Origin of the sequence: Helicobacter pylori SA213A (assembly GCF_000476275.1) — a bacterium.
GTDB lineage: Bacteria > Campylobacterota > Campylobacteria > Campylobacterales > Helicobacteraceae > Helicobacter > Helicobacter pylori_CL.
Genome location: NZ_CBOM010000003.1, coordinates 1 through 16,769 on the forward strand (window position 1 = coordinate 1; position 16,769 = coordinate 16,769).

6 protein-coding genes are annotated in these 16,769 nt (G+C 39.9%); all 6 read right to left on the reverse strand.

What is annotated here, in order from left to right; translation table 11 throughout:
• Positions 1–169 precede the first annotated feature (169 nt).
• Positions 170–9,751: a vacuolating cytotoxin domain-containing protein gene (locus QT74_RS01775; protein ID WP_033764188.1), complete on the reverse strand. Its 9,582-nt coding sequence runs from the start codon at positions 9,749–9,751 to the stop codon at positions 170–172.
• Between the two features lie 167 nt (positions 9,752–9,918).
• Positions 9,919–10,488: an outer membrane beta-barrel protein gene (locus tag QT74_RS01780; RefSeq protein WP_033764190.1), complete on the reverse strand. Its 570-nt coding sequence runs from the start codon at positions 10,486–10,488 to the stop codon at positions 9,919–9,921.
• Positions 10,485–13,571 (reverse strand): efflux RND transporter permease subunit HefC, encoded by a 3,087-nt coding sequence (gene hefC / locus QT74_RS01785; protein WP_033764191.1) that lies wholly within the window; start codon positions 13,569–13,571, stop codon positions 10,485–10,487. The genes QT74_RS01780 and hefC overlap by 4 nt, the downstream gene beginning before the upstream one ends.
• Before the next feature lie 12 nt (positions 13,572–13,583).
• Positions 13,584–14,288 (reverse strand): efflux RND transporter periplasmic adaptor subunit HefB, encoded by a 705-nt coding sequence (hefB, locus tag QT74_RS01790; RefSeq protein WP_033603891.1) that lies wholly within the window; start codon positions 14,286–14,288, stop codon positions 13,584–13,586.
• Between the two features lie 10 nt (positions 14,289–14,298).
• Complete coding sequence (gene hefA, locus QT74_RS01795; RefSeq protein WP_033764192.1) at positions 14,299–15,732, reverse strand: efflux RND transporter outer membrane subunit HefA; 1,434 nt, start codon at positions 15,730–15,732, stop codon at positions 14,299–14,301.
• A gap of 9 nt (positions 15,733–15,741) precedes the next feature.
• Entirely contained in the window at positions 15,742–16,761 is a 1,020-nt protein-coding gene (hemE, locus tag QT74_RS01800; RefSeq protein WP_033764194.1) for a uroporphyrinogen decarboxylase, read from the reverse strand.
• Positions 16,762–16,769: the final 8 nt, after the last annotated feature.

The window sequence follows — 16,769 nt, forward strand, 5'->3', positions numbered from 1 at the left end:
ATACTGGTTTTAGCAACTTCAACATTTTTCATTATTGGTGGCATTATTTTATTTTTACTAAGCGCTAATCGCATGTTACTAACACCAAAAGAACGCATGCGTTAAATCCTTAATCCCACCATTTATCAATTGTTTAATGGCTCAAAAAAAAGGGGTAAGCCCCAACCCCCTAAAACGCTAAACGCATTCCAATATTTCCGGTGATATTGATCATTTTATAATCCAATCCAAACCTAGCCCCCACCCCAGCATTCGCATAAAAGCTTTTAAACAACCTCACTTCCCCGCCTGTAGTGATGCTCGCAAAGGTGTTATAAAGCTCGCCTTTCCTGTAGCTCAAAGTGTTGTTACCAATAAAGCGCACCAATTTATCCCCCATAGACCTTACAAGCAAATCCCTACCAACGCCGCCAATCGCATAAAAATAAGAGTTTGTGTTGAAATAATGGCGGTTCTCCAAAGCAAGATCAATCGTTAAAACGGATTTTTTAGACGGATCGGCATTCGCTTTAAACTGGTTATAGAGCGCATTATTCATCACTCCATCTAAACCGGTCATGCCGATATAGTAATATCTTAAACCAATTTGAGGTTTTAAAATGATGCTTTTGTTTTTAAACATGAAATCATACCCGTAATTGACTTTTGCGTTCGTCGTCCATGTGTTGTATTGATAAGACTGATTGATCATAGAAAGCAGAGTGTCGTTGGAGTTGATTTGGGTTTTATTAGCCCCCCAAGTTTCATTGACGCTAAAAGTCAGCTCGCTCTTTTTAATGAAAGCCCTCGCATACAAGCCCACATCTACATTATCGGATTTAGAATTAGTGATGCGTTCATAAAACCCGCTATACCCATAAGCCGCATACCCTCCAACAATCACACCCTTAATGAATCTGTCATAGCCCACATTGACACCATAGAGCGTTCCTGTGCCATTTTCCACAAAACTCACGCCCCCAACGCCGGTCGCCCAAAGATTTTTTTTTAATTTATCCCTTTGAGAGTATTTCAAAATCACATCTATCGCATTAGGGATCGCATCAGCAAATCTTTGGTTTTTAAGGCTGCTCAAGCGTTCGCTAAAATCCGTTGAATCAAAGGAAGCGAAATTAGAAAGCTTGGCTAGACGGCTCATTTGTTGCGTGTAAGTGTTGAGCTGTAAAGCATCGGTGGAATTGTTTTTAAGATTGGGTTTAGTGAGCATGCCTAAAGCGCTGGTAATATCTTTCATTAAAGTAACAATGTGTTCAGTGGGATTGTCTTGCAAATAATAAGGAGCGAACAAGGGATTACCCCCCTTAGCCACAAAAAGCTCATTCAACCACAGAATGGAATTATTGCCCGCAGATTTGATCGCATCCAAACCAGCGCTGCCTTGAATGTATTTAATGTAATACTCCAAACTAGGGGCTTGAATGCTCATGGGTTTATCAGAGACGCTAACTTGAACCTTATCATAAAGGATAGATGAATACACCATTTGCCCTTGATTGTCCTTAAAGCTCACCACAAGACCCCCATCTTTAATATTGACCGGTTGGTTATCATAGCTTAGTGAATCGCCGTTTAATTGCATGCGTTTGCCGTTAAAATCAATGAGAGTGTAAAGCTTGAGGTAATCGCTCAAGCTCCCTCCAAGAATCGTTTGATTATCATAGCCATAAACCATGCGATGAGCGTCTATAAGCGTGTAAGCGCCTTGCTTGAGTTGGGTATTAAAATGGATTAAAGCCTGATTGTTATAAGACATGATCGTAGAATTGCCAGCCACATTAATAATCGTTTGATTGGTTTTATTGTTAAGATTAAAGATCAATGGCCCTTCGCTCTTAAGATTCCCCCCCACATTCAAACCATTTTCATTCGTGCTGAGAGCCGCTCCTTTTGCCACATTGAGATTACCGCTGATATCAGCCCTATGATTAGAGTTGTTGTTAAAAGCGTTATTCACGATCAAGTTGTTGGCTTTAAAAGTGGCGTTTGGCTCTAAATCCAAAGTCCCGATCGTGGTATTTTGTAAGACTTTTGAAAAATCCACTAATCCGTTCGCTTTAATTGTTCCTAAGAAAGCGAAATTATTCGCATTCACTTCTAGAGTTTCATCGGTTGGGGTTATAGTGCTTGAAGAAGAATTAGCTGTTTTTGCACTTCCTTTAGCGGTCATGCAATTTAAAACATTCACGCAAATCTGACCTTTTTGAACGCTAATGTCATTTTTAGGAGCATTCAGCGTTAAACCATTGGTAGCGTTTAAGGTATCTAGTGAAATATTAGAAAAATCTTGAGAAATAAATGAAAGCCTGCCCTGATATTGCGTGAAATTAATGGTGTTTTTCCCGTTAAAGATAATGGACTTGCCCGCTACAAAATTCAATTCCCCCCCTGTGGCGTTACTGAATGAGCTGTTATTCACAAACACATGGTTTTTAGCCACGAAATTAAAATTCCCTTTTTGCCAGAGATTGTTCAATCCTTTAGGTTTGAGTAAAGATCCCAAGCCCAATTGTTCCAATTCTTTTTGTAAAGATTGAGGCAGTATAGAGCCTAAACCTTGATGATAAACGCCTCCAAAGCCCTTATCAGCGATGATCTTATTAATCATTTGCCCTAAGACTTGATTGCTCATGATTTTATTCACTACGCCTTCGCCCAATAAGTCATTTAACGCTTTTTCGCCTATGCTAGAAATGGTGTTAGTTAGCTCTTCGCTGGGGTTAGTGATGCTATTTAGAGCGATATTGACTAACACGCTCAAATCCTGCGGGCCCAGCCAAGAAATGAGCTTATTGATTAAGGGGGCTTGATTGATCATTTGATTGAGAATATCCCCAAAAGTCGTTTTATCCAAGAAACTCTGTAAGTCCTTGGCATCAGAGCTAGAGCCTATTTTATCCAGGGCTTGATTCAAGCCTCCAGGCACAAAATTATTGGCAAAAGAACTCAAACTTTGCTTGCCATACCAGTTATTGATGAAATTCTCTACATTTTCAATCCCTAAAGTTTTAACGATGAATTTTTCAAACCCTGAAGAATGGGCTTGGATTTGCTCTAAAAGCATTTGATCAATTTCTTTTCTTTTTATAGGATCTAGTGCGTTTAAAAGCCCGTTTTCACCAAAAACATCGCCCACCGTTTTAGAATTTAAAATTTCCATGATTGCGTTTTTAAAAGCGCTCACGCCTAAGAGGTTATTCACTTCAGTAGGGCTAAGTAAAGAGCCTAAAGTCTTAGATCCAAAATCTTTAGGGATCATGTTGGCTAAATCTTTGGGGATAGCGTTATTATTCAAACTTTCTTCATAAATAATATTAGAAAGCGCATTCGCTAAGCCTTTTTCTCCAAAAAGCTTTTCAATGCCACCTTGCCCCAGATAAGAAAAGATTTTATCAGTCCCTTGAGTGTCAATATTGGCTTGATTAAGCACCAAATTTGTCGCGCTTTCAAAAGACACACTCGCGCTTCCTCCACTCCCCCAAGCGTTCCCGCTGCCGATGGTTCCGGTAATGTAGATGTTTTTAGCCTTAAAATTAGCGTTAATGTAGCCTAAATAAGGTGCGCTAGAATGGAGCAATTGCCCTAAATTAGTCTGCCTGAACATCTGGCAAGTGTTATCCCCAACCGCGCATGGCTCTTTATAGCCATCGCCTCCAAACCACACCACGCTATTCGTGTTCGTTTGCCCTTCTTTGATCGCTCCTATAACGAGATTGCCTTGAGAGAAATCATAATTAGCCGTATTGGAAAAATTATTGATAATCTTTAATAAGCTCTTCCAATTTTCTTGGTTTAAAGTGATACCATACTTTTCAAAGATACCAAAAAGAGTTTCAAAACCATTCGGGCTATTGAGATTGAGATGATCTAAAGCCCCTGAAGATAAAAGATTAGCCATTTTAGGCAAAAATTCCTTACCCAAACTGGCAATCGCATTCAAATCCTGCTTAGTGATAGCCTGATTGTAAATGTGTAAGGCTTGTAATGGTTGGTTTTGTGCGTTATAAGTCCCGGGTGTTTCATTGTTTTGATTCAAGCCTTTGATATTGCTTGTCAAATAATAAGTGCCGGCTTTGCCGCTTGTGTGATTATAAGAATTAGAGCTTTCATCATAAGGGTTTTTTTGGTAATCATACAAACTAGGGGCAAGATTAAATGCCGTATTATTAGAAACGCCGTTTTGAGAGATCTGAATTTTCAAGCGGTTGTTATGCAAGGTTTCTGTAATCGTTTCAGTCGTATTGAGCGGGTTAGTGAATCTCCACGAATGAACGCCGTTATTAAACGAGTAGTCAGCCTTGTCAATCTGTATGCCATAAAAACGGATCTTCTCATAGCCGTTATTCCCCATCAAACCCTGAATATTTTGAGCTTGTAAAATATTATAAACTAAGGGCTTGTTTTTTGCATCAAACAAATTCACATTAGACAGATTCAAAACGCCTTGAGATCCAAAGCTGAAATTCCCGCTTGCATTAATGGATAAAGCGTTAGCGCCATTGCCTAAAAGGCTTAGAGTGCTGTTTAAAAGAACGCTTTGAAAATTCAGGGTGCTGTTGTTTTCTAAATCAAACAAGGCATTAGAATTAAAGGTCGCTAGTTTGGTGAAAGAAATTTGAGAGTTATTGGCATAAAAACTCACAGGAGCGTTAAAAACGCTATCGCCATTGAAATTCAACAAGCTTGAGTTATTGAGGTTGAAATTCGTTTCCCCCTCTACGCTAAGCGTATTAAAACTCGCTTGAGAACTTTCAGCCAAATTCATCGTAGAATTTTGTTTAAAAGTGGAAGCGCCTTGGAAATTCAAATGGATATTTTTAGCCCTTAAATTGAGCGTCGCTTGATTAAAATTCGTATTCCCTTTGAAATTAATCAGGCGTGCAGAGTTGCCAAAATCAGGCGTTTTACCAAATAAAGGGATGCCATAAAAGGTTACATTAGCGTTATTGAAATTCGCTTGATTGAAGCTGACTTGAGCGTTAGGGTTCAAGTTCAAATAAGACACCCCGTTAAAAGCAGTTGCGCCGTTAAAATTCGCCACGCTGTTGTTGTAAAAAGAAAGGCTTGAAGCGTTTTCTAAAGCCGTTTGGGTCTGATCCCTCCCAATATTGATAGCAGCGTTGGGTTTGACTGAAAGCCTGGAATGATTGAAAGTAACATTCCCATTCAATGATGACTGATTCACATTCTTAGACACATCAATGACTATTTGAGAGTTATTGAAAACAATGTTATTGGCTTTCAAATCATAGCGGATACCCCCTCCTAAAATGGAATTAGAAAATACCAAATCCGTATTCGCAACCATATTCACATACGATGAGCCACTCTCAGTCGCTCCGTTAATATTGGTCCAGCCGCTAAAAGTGGTGTTTTCAAAAGTGATACGCCCTGAATTAAAATTAAAGCCTCCCCATGTGAAATCCCTAAAGTTAGAATTTTTAATCTCCATAGAAAGCCTGGAATTAAAATTCGCCCATGAATGCTGGCTCGCGCTGGTTTGTAAGCCTAAAGCCACTGTTTGAAAATTCGTGTAATCCAACCCGTCAGCACTCAAGGTTTCATCAGCGTTAAAACTAATCGTCGCCCCACCGCCGGCGTTAGGGTTGCCGACATTAAAGTTATTCGTTAAAAAGATATTAGTCGCGTTGAAATTGCCGTGCAAATACAGCAAATTATTCTTACCAAACCAGATAGATCCGCCATTGTTATTGGCCTTTTCTTGCGCGCTCCCTAAAAGCAAAGTCCCTACCACCGTGGCCCCAAAGTTCAGCGACCACGCAAAAGCGCTAGAGCCAATAAGGTCTTGATTTTTATAAGGCGCGATATAGCACACGCCAACACACACAGGGGTTTTTCCTGGAATAAAATCAAATTGCTTCCTTACTTGACTCCAAATATCCTTAGAATCAGCGTCTGTGTGGAAAAGCGAAGAATGGATAGTGAAATATTTATAGGTGATAGAGCTAGAATTAAAAGTTTCTTCAAAAACAAATTTTTGGCCGTTGCTTTGGGTGAATTGCACAAAAAAAGTGTTGTTATCCGCTCTTAATAGAGTCCCTTGTTCGCCACCATAATGGATTAAATTCCATAAATTTTTTGAAAAAGCATTGTCCGCCAAAATTTCATTATTATATTTAATGTTATTCCCGCTTAAAAGCGTGTAGGTGGTGTTGTCAGTCAAATCCCTTTCAATATTAAAAATACTATTATTGTCAATAGCGATTGATCCTTGAAGACGGCTGAAAGGATCGCTGTTAATGAGCGTGTTTGTGCCTTTAAAGGTGGTGTTTTTAGTGTCATTAAACGAATAGCTCCCGCCATTAAACGAGTTGTTGTTAAAAATTAGATTTTGTGCTTTGGCGTTGATATTATAAGAATTGAAGGTGTTGTTTTCTAGGGTTAGGGAATTTCCGGCACTGTTTTCGCCCCCTTTATAAATCAAAGTGCCGTTATCGCTAAAATTAACATTTTTAATCACTGCATTCCCATTAGCGTTAGCGTTATCCACGCCAAAATTCCCCCCTCCACTCACAGACCCTTTATTCCAAGTAATGTTATCGGCTTTAAGATTGAAGCCTCCATGCGGAGTTTGGTTGCTAAAATTTGCGTTTGTTGCATTCACATTGCCATTATTAACAATGAAATTCATCCATGAATCTTGCAAGCCAGCTTTATCGTTGTTTAAATTTGCATTAGCGATATTCAAACGCTCTTGAGCGTTAAAGACTAAAATCGCTCCCCCACCGGTTTTAGCCCCATTACCGGAGCGAATCGTGCCGGTAATATCAATTTGATTGGCTTTAAAAACGCCATGAATATAGCCCACTAGCCCCCATTCAGCCCCTGAAGTTTTCCCAAAACTCACCACGCTATTAGAAGCGGGATTCGCCCCATCAAGAAAGGGGGTGGTTTGGTTGAATACTAAAACGCTGTTAGCGCCGCTGTAATCTTGCGTGAAAACACCTGTGCCAGCGATCTTCCAAGTCGTCATGCCATTAAGATAGAACACGGTATCGCTCGCGCTATTATTGACATTTTTAAGATAAAACGCATTGTCATGGATATTCACGCAATGCGTGTAACCCAGAGTGCATAAACGAGTGAGCGTGATCCCGTTATTAAAATTTTCTTTAATGTAGTAAGTCAAGCCGTTATCAGTGAAATGGACATTGTAGATTTTAGTGTTGTTTGGTGCGGATTTATCCTCATCAACTAGCGTGCCGCTAGGATTTTCTCCGCTAGTCCAGTGCAGCATTTGGTATAAAGCGTTATTATTATCCTTATAATCCACGCTTTTAGCGTTGAGCAATTGATAAGTCTTGCCCACGCTTAGGCTACTCAAAAGCCCTTGCATGTTAAAAACAACGCCCTTATTGAAAGTAAAAGCTGTTTGAGCGCCATTTATTTTGAATTGATTATTCACATTGAAAGTGTCATCAGTGAAACTGACTTTAGGGGTATTATTGAAATTAAACACGCCCCCATTGAACGAGTTATGATTAAAATCCACTTGCTTGGCGTTAAAACTAAACGATCCGCCATTAAACGAGTTGTTATTAAAAGCGTCTGTCTGCTCTGTATGGTTGAAATTAAACGATCCGCCATTAAACTTGTCTTCAGTAAAGGTGTTATTCGCGCCTTCAAAAGTGTAAGAAGCGTCATCTAAAACGGATTTTTCAATGGTGGTCTTGCCTTGAAACTTAAAATTCCCTGCTAAAAAGTTCGTGTTTTTAAAATGGTAAGAATTTTCAGCGCCTTGAAATTTGTAATAAGCCTTGTTGAAATTCACGCTATCAAAAACACTGTTACCGGTAAAATCATACCCCCCACCCGTCCAATCGTAAAAATCAGATTGAGAGACATTGATTTTAGCGCTCCCAGAGCCATTCCCTAAAGCGATAAAAGTCATGTAAGAGTTTTGTGAAGTGGTTTTTAGGTTTTTAAAGGTGGCTCCAGCGATATTAATTTCAGTCGCGCCCACAAAATTCAAAGTCGCCCCCCCACCGGTTTGAGCGCCATTACCAGACATCATGTTACCGGTGATATAAACCCTATCGGCTGTGAAAGTGCCAGTAATATAGCCCGTTTTCCCCCAATTGACCCCCTCATACCCCCCAAAACGCACCGTGCTATTAGATTTAGGGATCGCACCATTAGCCCAAGGGGTCGTAGCGTTAAAGACTAAGGCGCTGTTTTTCCCGCCATAGGTTTGAGCAAATCTCGCATTAGTGTAATTCCAAGTGTTCAAGCCGTTGAGATAAAAAATCGTATCAGATCTATCATCGTTAATATTTTTTAAATTAAAGACATTGTCATGGATATTCACGCTATTGGTGTAATAAATATTGTTCGCGCCATAATAGATAGATTGTAAAACAATGGAATCAGGGCTAAAAATTTGTCTGAAATGATAGAGTGTGCCGCCTAAATTGTAAGTTACATAGTAAGTGTGGGTGTTGTTATTAGAAGTGGCGTTTTTGCTGTTGTCTTTTGTGGCTTGCGTGTTTTTAAGCCTGATGATATTCCATAAGTTGCTGACATCATTATAAGTGATGTTGCCATTTTTCATGCTAAAAAGCGTGTAAGCGCTCCCTATGCTAGGCGTGTAATTTTGAATATTAAAAACCGCATTAGGATTAATAGTAACTTTACCGGTCATATTGACAAAGGGTGAAGTGGGATTGTTGATCGTGTTTGTGCCTTGAAAATTAACATGAGCATCAGATCTATCAAAAACGAACCAACCCCCATTGAAGGTCAAATTATTAAAAGTAATATTATTTGCATTAAGAATATAGGCATTCCCTATAGTATTAGTGTTGCCATTAGGCATGCTCCCCAGAGTGCTGTTATTAAAGGTAACGCTATTGGCGTTAAGATTGAGTTTGTAATGATTGATATTAGAGTTAGTGAAAGTGATGCTCCCCCCAATACCATTCCCACCCTTATAAGTGAGCGCACCGTTATTGTTGAAAGTTACTCCGCTGATGGTGGTTGTGCCATTGCTATCCACATTATCAAAGCCAAAATTCCCACCATTGACAATCCCGCCATTATAAGTGATCTTTCGCCCCATAGCATTAAAGCCTCCATGCGGGGTTTGGTTGCCAAAATCCGTGTTTGTCAAATTCACGCTGTTATTGGAAATCAAATTGATCCAAGAAGTTTGTGTCCCGGCTCTGTTATTTTGAAAATAAGCCCCATTAGCGCTTAATTCGTTTGAGCTTTCAAAAACCAGTATCGCCCCCCCACCGGTTTTCCACTCATTACCTGAGCCAACAGCCCCTGTGATAAAAATGTCTTTTGCCTTAAAAACCCCTGTAATAAAACCTACATAGCCCTTTTCCCCAAACCATATAGAAGAATTATTGGGCGTTGCGGAAGCGTTTTTTGTCCCTATATACAATTTGCTGTTGTTGTAGTTTTGCGTAAAACTCCTATTCCCCCCAGCCCAAGTGCGTAAGGGGCTGATATAGTAGGATTTGTTGCTGTTATTTTCATTCACGCTATTGAGCCAATACACCGAACTATTATAATCTTCAGCACTCAAAGCTGAAACAAACCCTAGCCCTAAGAAGATTTTTTTGTTAAAGGATGCAGAAAGATTTGATTGCGTTTTTAAGGAGTAAATTGTCAAAGGCGAGTTTTTGATTTTATATTTTTTAGCGATTTTCTTTTTAATGCCCTTAAAAGAGCGGTTTTTGCTAAAGCGTTCATTCTTTAAATCTGTTTTGCCATTTCTATAAGTCATATTTTAAACCCTTTCATATTATATTATATAATTACATTTATTAACACTATCCACAACGAAATTTTCATTATATTAACTAAAAGAAAACAAAACAAATCCTTTTATATGTTAGTAACCAGTCTCATTATAAAAACCATCAGTTAGTTACTTTCTGTAATACATCTCCTTTAAAAAGCGTAACTATAACTCGCATGGATAAAAACGCTCTCTAAAAAATAAAGATTTTTAAAAGAATTTCTAGTCTTTGAAAAAGGGATTTTAGCCCCAAGCTCTATGCGGTGGTAGCGATCGATCGTGCTGCCAAGCCCCACATTAAACAAGCCGTTATACCCCATAAACGAACTATTTTTCATGCCTAAATGGTTGCTTTGATAAAAATACCCTATCCCAAGCCCCCCATACACCCCAAAGCTGTATTTTTTGTAAGTGTAAAAATCGCTTAACACATCAATATTTAAGCTCAATAAAGAAGTGTTAATCGTGTGCAGTGCGGTGGGTTTGATTGCCATAAGGTAGGAAAATTCACCCCTTAGCGCTAAAGCTTTTAAAAAAGCGAATTGATACCCCCCTTTAGCCCCCCATAAAAAAGCGGTATAAGAAGAATCGCTAGCCGGTTTTGGGATTATTTCAATAGGGGCTAAACCCACCATAGCCCCAAAATAAATATGACTTTTTTTAGGCTCAAACGCCCCTAACAAACCCATTTTTAAAGCCAAAATTAAAACAATCTTTTTCATTCTAAAGCTTTTTGGTTTTGATAAAGTCGTTTGAGTTTGTCATCTATGGGAGCGAGCAAACGATAAAACACCGGCACAATGAGTAAACTTAACACCATAGAAATCATCAAGCCCCCACTCATCGCAATCCCTATAGGGGATTTCATCGCTGATCCATCCCCACTAGCTAACGCTAAAGGCAGCATGCCACAAACCATCGCAATAGTGGTCATTAAAATGGGTCTTAGACGGGTTTTGCCGGCAAATAAAATGGCTTCTTGAATGTTCAAGCCTTTTTTACGCTCTTCATTCGCTACATCAATTAAGAGCGTGGCGTTTTTACCCACCATACCAATGAGCAAGATCAAGCCTATCATAGAGAACATGCTCAAAGGCTGGTGCACTAATCCTAAGGCAAAAAACGCCCCTGAAAAGCTTAAGGGCATGGTAACCATGATGATAAAAGGCTCTAAAATGGATTCATACAACGCCGCCAAAATCATATAAATCAACACAAACGCTGTCGCTAAAGCGATCAAAAACTCCCCATTGCTCTCTTTAGCGTTATCCGCTTCACCGGTGAATCTGTAATTCGCTCCTTCAACCAACCATTCTTTCGTGTTTTTGCTCACTTGCGTTAAAATTTCGCCTAAAGAAACGCCCGCGCTCCTGTTAGGCTCAGCAAGCACCGTAACGCTACGCTGGCGGTTATAACGAGAAATGCTAGACGGGCTTTGGGTTTCTGTGATTTCCACTAAAGCGTCTAAAAACATCAATTTATCGTATTTGTTACGCACTTGCAAGCGTTTAATATCCTCCACAGAAACGCGCTTATCATCAGGCACTCTAATGATCATGTCGTATTCTTTACCATCTTCTTTGAACACGCTCGCTTGAGAAGTCCCAGAAAATGCAGAGCTTACCACTGAACCTATGGTTTGAGCGCTCACGCCGTATTTGTTGGCGTTTTGTCTTAAGATTTTGAGTTGCAATTGCGGTTGCGATTCGCTCGTGCTTGTGTGATAGCTCTCAACCTTGCCTTTTAATTCAGGGCTTTCCAGTAAGAATTTCTTCAAATTCGCCACGCTTTTATCCACCGCTTCTTGAGAATGAGAGAACACATAGGTTTGAAAGGGCGAACTATCCCCACCACCGCCTATAAGAGCAACTTCAGAAAGATTGATGCTTTCTAAATCTTTAGCTTCCGGCAAGCTTCTTAATTCTTTTTTTAAAGCCCTCATCAACTCAAATTGCCCCAATTGGTGTTCTTTTTTGCGCTCTTCTAAAGGCTTGAGTTGCACAAAGATCTTCGCTTTAAAAGGGTTTTGTGTCGTGCCATAACCCACTTGTAAGGTGGTAAATTCCACTTCATCGTATTTTTCAATCGCTTTTTGAAAGATCTTACTCTTTTGTGTCATGTAATCTATACTCACGCCCGGTTTAGCCTTAAGCCAGACTTGAAACCTCCCCCTATCTTCTTTAAGCATGAAATCCATGCCAAGCTTAGAAGCCACAAAAAGCGAACCCACAAACACCAAAACCACCGCTATAAATATAATGAGCTTATGGTTTAAAACCCATTGAAGCAATTTAGTGTAATAAGACTCCAAAGCCTTAAAAAAAGGCTCACTCCACACATAGAAACGAGAATGCCTAGGATTAACGACCACTGAGCTTACCATGGGGATAATTGTAACGACCACCACATACGACAAAGCGATCGCTAAAGCCACCGTGATCCCAAAGCTTTGAAAAAAGCGCCCGATAATGCCTTTCATGTTCCCTATAGGCACAAAAACTGAAAGCAACATCGCTGAAATCGCCACTAACGCAAAGCCAATTTCCCTCACCCCCTCATAGCTTGCTTTGCGTTTGTTCATGCCCATTTCTAGCTTTTTGTGGATATTTTCAATCACCACGATCGCATCATCAATAATGATCCCTATAGACAGAGTTAAGGCGACCATGGTGAGCATGTTGAGCGAAAAGCCCATCCATTGGATAAGCGCAAAAGTCCCCATGATAGAAATAGGGATAGAAATCGCTGAAACTAAAGTGATCGTCCCGCTACGCAAGAATACAAACACCACCAAAACCGCTAAAATCGCCCCTAAGACTAGGTCAAATTTCACATCTTCAATAGAAGTGCGAATGAAAGTTGTCGTATCCATAAAAGGCTTGATTTCATAGTTAGGGCTTATGGCTTGAATGTGTTTTAAGGCTTCATACACCCTATCCACGATTTCAATTTCATTCGCTCCTGCAATCTTTTGGATTTCTAAAATCACCCCAGGCTTGTCTTTAAAGCTCGCAAAAGTGTTGTCCTCTTCTAATCCGATTTCAATTTTTGCAATATCGCCAAGGCGCACATGGTTACCCACTTGGATCTTTTCCACATCCGCAACGCTATAACTATTCGCATTGATTAAAATTGACAATTCTCTTTGGCTATTGACAATGCGCCCCCCATCAATTTCCACATTCTCCGCTTTAAGCGTGCTGAAAAGATCCGCATAAGTGAGATTGTATTTATTCATCAAAGTAGGATCGGCATAGATCCTGATTTGGCGCTCCCTAAAGCCATTGAGTTGCACGCCCCCTACCCCATTGATTTTTTGGAGCATGGGTTTAATGGTGTTTTTAGCGTAATCGTTCAAAGTCGTAGCCGGCACGCTTGAACTGCTCACAAACAATGAAATAATGGCTTGGCTGTCGGTATCAAATTTATTCACGGAGGGTTTTTTAATATTGGAGTCATCAAAACGCACCGAAGAAATTTTATTGACCACATCGTTTAGGGCTTCTTCATTAGGCTTTTCTAATTCAAATTCAATGACCACGATACTCACATTTTTAGAGCTTGTGGAAGTAACCTTTTTGATCCCATCAATCCCCATCACCGCTTCTTCAATCTTATCGGTTACCTTACTCTCTATGATTTCAGCGCTAGCCCCAGGATAAGTCGTAGTAACCACCACCGTAGGCATATCAATTTTAGGGAAAAGCGCCACGCTCAATTTTTTAAAGCCCATAGTCCCAAAAAAGACAATCGCCAAAGCAAACATTAAGGTCGTAATAGGACGATTTATCGCTGTTTTATACATGCAAATACCCTATTATTTCGTTTGGATAAACCCATCGCCAAAAAGCCCCACTGCCATAGGTTTAGATAAAAGGGCTTCTGCGCTCACTTTTCGTGTGTTTTCATCAACGGTGGGGTAAATCTTAGTGATTTTAATTTCATGTTTATTGGGATCCCCGTCTATAGAATAAGTGTAAGTATCCCCCACTTTGACCGCATTAATGTATTTGGAATCAAATTCAATGACTAATTTCCTGGCATGACTGACCAATCTCAGTAACACCGTGCTGTTCGCGCTCACCCCTTCGCCCACTTGAATGTTTTTGCTCGCTATCACGCCATCAAAAGGGGCTCTTAAAATGGTTTTATTCAATACCGCAATAGAATAAGCGTAATCAGACTCCAAGCGTTTATAAGTAAATTCATAACCCTCTAGAGTGTTTTTATCCACAGCGCCCCCAATTTTGCTGTATCGTTGGTATTGCTTTTTAGCAAAAATAAGCTGTTGCTCGGTAGAATCGCTTTGAGCTTGTTTGTCTTGGTTATATAAAAGCAACAAGACATCGCCCTTTTTGACCACACTCCCCTCAGTAACCTTAATGCTATCCACAATCCCTGTGCTATCTAAGGTGAGCTTAGAATCTTGCATCGCTTTCACATTGAAAATCGCATACACTTTTTCGCCAGCTTCCAAACTCAAAAGACTTAAAAAAAACCCTATTAAAATTTTTCGTATCATTTCCATTCCCTTAATGCACATAGTCGTCTATTTTATGCCCGCTATTGAAAATGTAATTGGCTTTTTGCACTTCGTAATTATTGAGCGCTAAATTGTAAGCCACTTCTGCATCAAAGCGTGTGGTTAAACCCCTTAAATAGGTCGTAAAATCCACTAAATTAGCGTCGTATTTCCTTTTAATGTTGGCAAAAGAAAGGTTGGCTGCATCCAAACTAGCCTTGGAGGATTCAATCTTGGCCCTAGCAATATCAAGCGACTTTCTGTAAAGCTGTTCGTCTTTTTCTTGCTCTAGCTTTTTATAGGCTAAATTCTTTTCATTCGCTAATTGGCCTAACATGATGGATTGTTTTTGCAAACTCAAACCTATATCATCAAAAATATTCAAAGTCGCAGTAACCCCAGCGGTGTTTTGTTGACCTGGATAGAAATTCCCAAAACGCCCTGTGGCATAAGCGGGTTTTTGGATCCAAAAAAGCCATGAGTCAAACACATCTATCTTGGGGTAATAATTGAGTTGCTTGTTTTGGTATCTGATTGCAGAAATCTGCTCCCTCAAAGAAACCAAATCCTGCCTTTCTCTTAGTTGCAAATTAGGTGCATCAATCGTGGTCTTTTTCAGATTTTTCACATTGAGGTTAGTGAGATACTCTAAAGTCAAGCGGTTTTGCTCCAAAGCAAATTGCATGTCCAAAATATCGTATTCGCTCAAATTCCCTTGCGCTTTCAAGCTTTGCAAATCATCAATCGTCGTTAGCCCTTTGTCATAGAGTTTAGTAACCCTTTTAATATCCGTTTTGATTTGCTCTAATTTCTTTTGCAAAGCGATCATGCGAGCGAGGTTGTTAAAATACTCATAGTATTGTTGCACCACTTGCAAATACACGCTTTGGCGGCTGTATTCTAAATTAGCCACATTGGAGCGGTAAGTCGCAGACTTTTCCTTGACATTATTCACATCACTAAAGCCATTAAACACATTCAATGTAACTTGAGCTTGGAGTTGTTGGGTGTTATAATGCTTATATTCTGGAGTATCCCTGGCTTCATTTTTAAAGTTATAGCTCGCATTCAAAGTGGGCAAAAACATCGCTTTGGCGATGGTATGGTTTTTCATCGCTTGTTTAACATTGAGTTCTTGCGCTTGCAAACTGAGATTAGTGCTAGCCCCCTTAAGCAATTCATAAAGCCCCAAAGCGGCTTTATCGCTTTTTTCATGGTATTTGGCAATCTCTTGATTGATCGTGGTCGCTGTTTCTTTGGGCGAGGACAAAAAACTCGGTGTCGCTTCTAAAGAACTTGTCGGCGGATCAACGAGCCTTAAATTCTTATGGCTATAATTGTTAAGGATTTGCTTGATTTCATCTGGGGTTTTAGAAGGACTTTGGGCTAGGGCTAAAGCAGTGCATAAACCTAATAAACTCACACATCTTATAATGGTATTCATCAATCCCCCCTAGCGCTTGGTTTTATTATGCACTAATTGCACTAAATACTTGGCGTTTTCTCTGGGTAAATCCGGCAGCATCCCATGCCCTAAATTAAAAATATGCCCTTGATTGCCCATGACTTTTAGAATCTTTTCAACGCCCTCTTCTAAAGCGTTTTTATCATAAAGGCGGGTGGGTTCTAAATTCCCTTGCAAAACATATTTATCGCCCAAAATCTTTTTTGCCATTTCTAAAGGCGTGCCCCAATCCACGCCAAACACATCAAATTCCCCATCTATGCTATCCAAATAAGCGCCAATCCCTTTAGGGAAAAGGATAACCGGAATGCGTGCATAGCGTTTTTTAAGCTCTTTGGAAATTTTTTTCATATAATGCCAGCTAAACCTCAAATACGCTTCTTTTTCTAAAGCACTCGCCCACGAGTCAAAGACCATCACCGCATTGACCCCGGCTTGGATTTGAAGGCTCAAATATTCTATCAATTCAAGGCTTAATTTTTCTAAAAGCACTTTTAAAACTTCAGGCTCGCTATAAAGCATTTTCTTGCTTTTAGCATACGATTTACTCCCCTCGCCTTCTATCATGTAAGTCGCTAAAGTCCAAGGCGACCCGCAAAAGCCGATTAACGCCTTATCTTTAGAAAGTTTTTGGCGCGTTTGAGAGATCGTATCATAGACATAATTCAGCCGCTTATGAGCGCCCACTTTAAGGCTGTTCACGCTTTTTAAATCCGTAATCGTCTCTAAAAAATGCGGCCCCTTTTTAGGGATAAACTCCAAATTTAAGCCCATTTCCAAAGGCACTACTAAAATATCGCTAAACAAAATAGCTGCATCCACGCCCAAAATCTCTACCGGCTGTAAAGTTACTTCTGTGGCCAAATCGCTATTTTGACACAATTCCAAGAAACTCCCCGCTTTCTTTCGGCTCTCTTGGTATTCGCTAAGATAACGCCCCGCTTGTCTCATCATCCAAATGGGCGTGTAAGGTGTTTCTTTTTTAAAACATGCATCAATAAAAATCATCATCAATC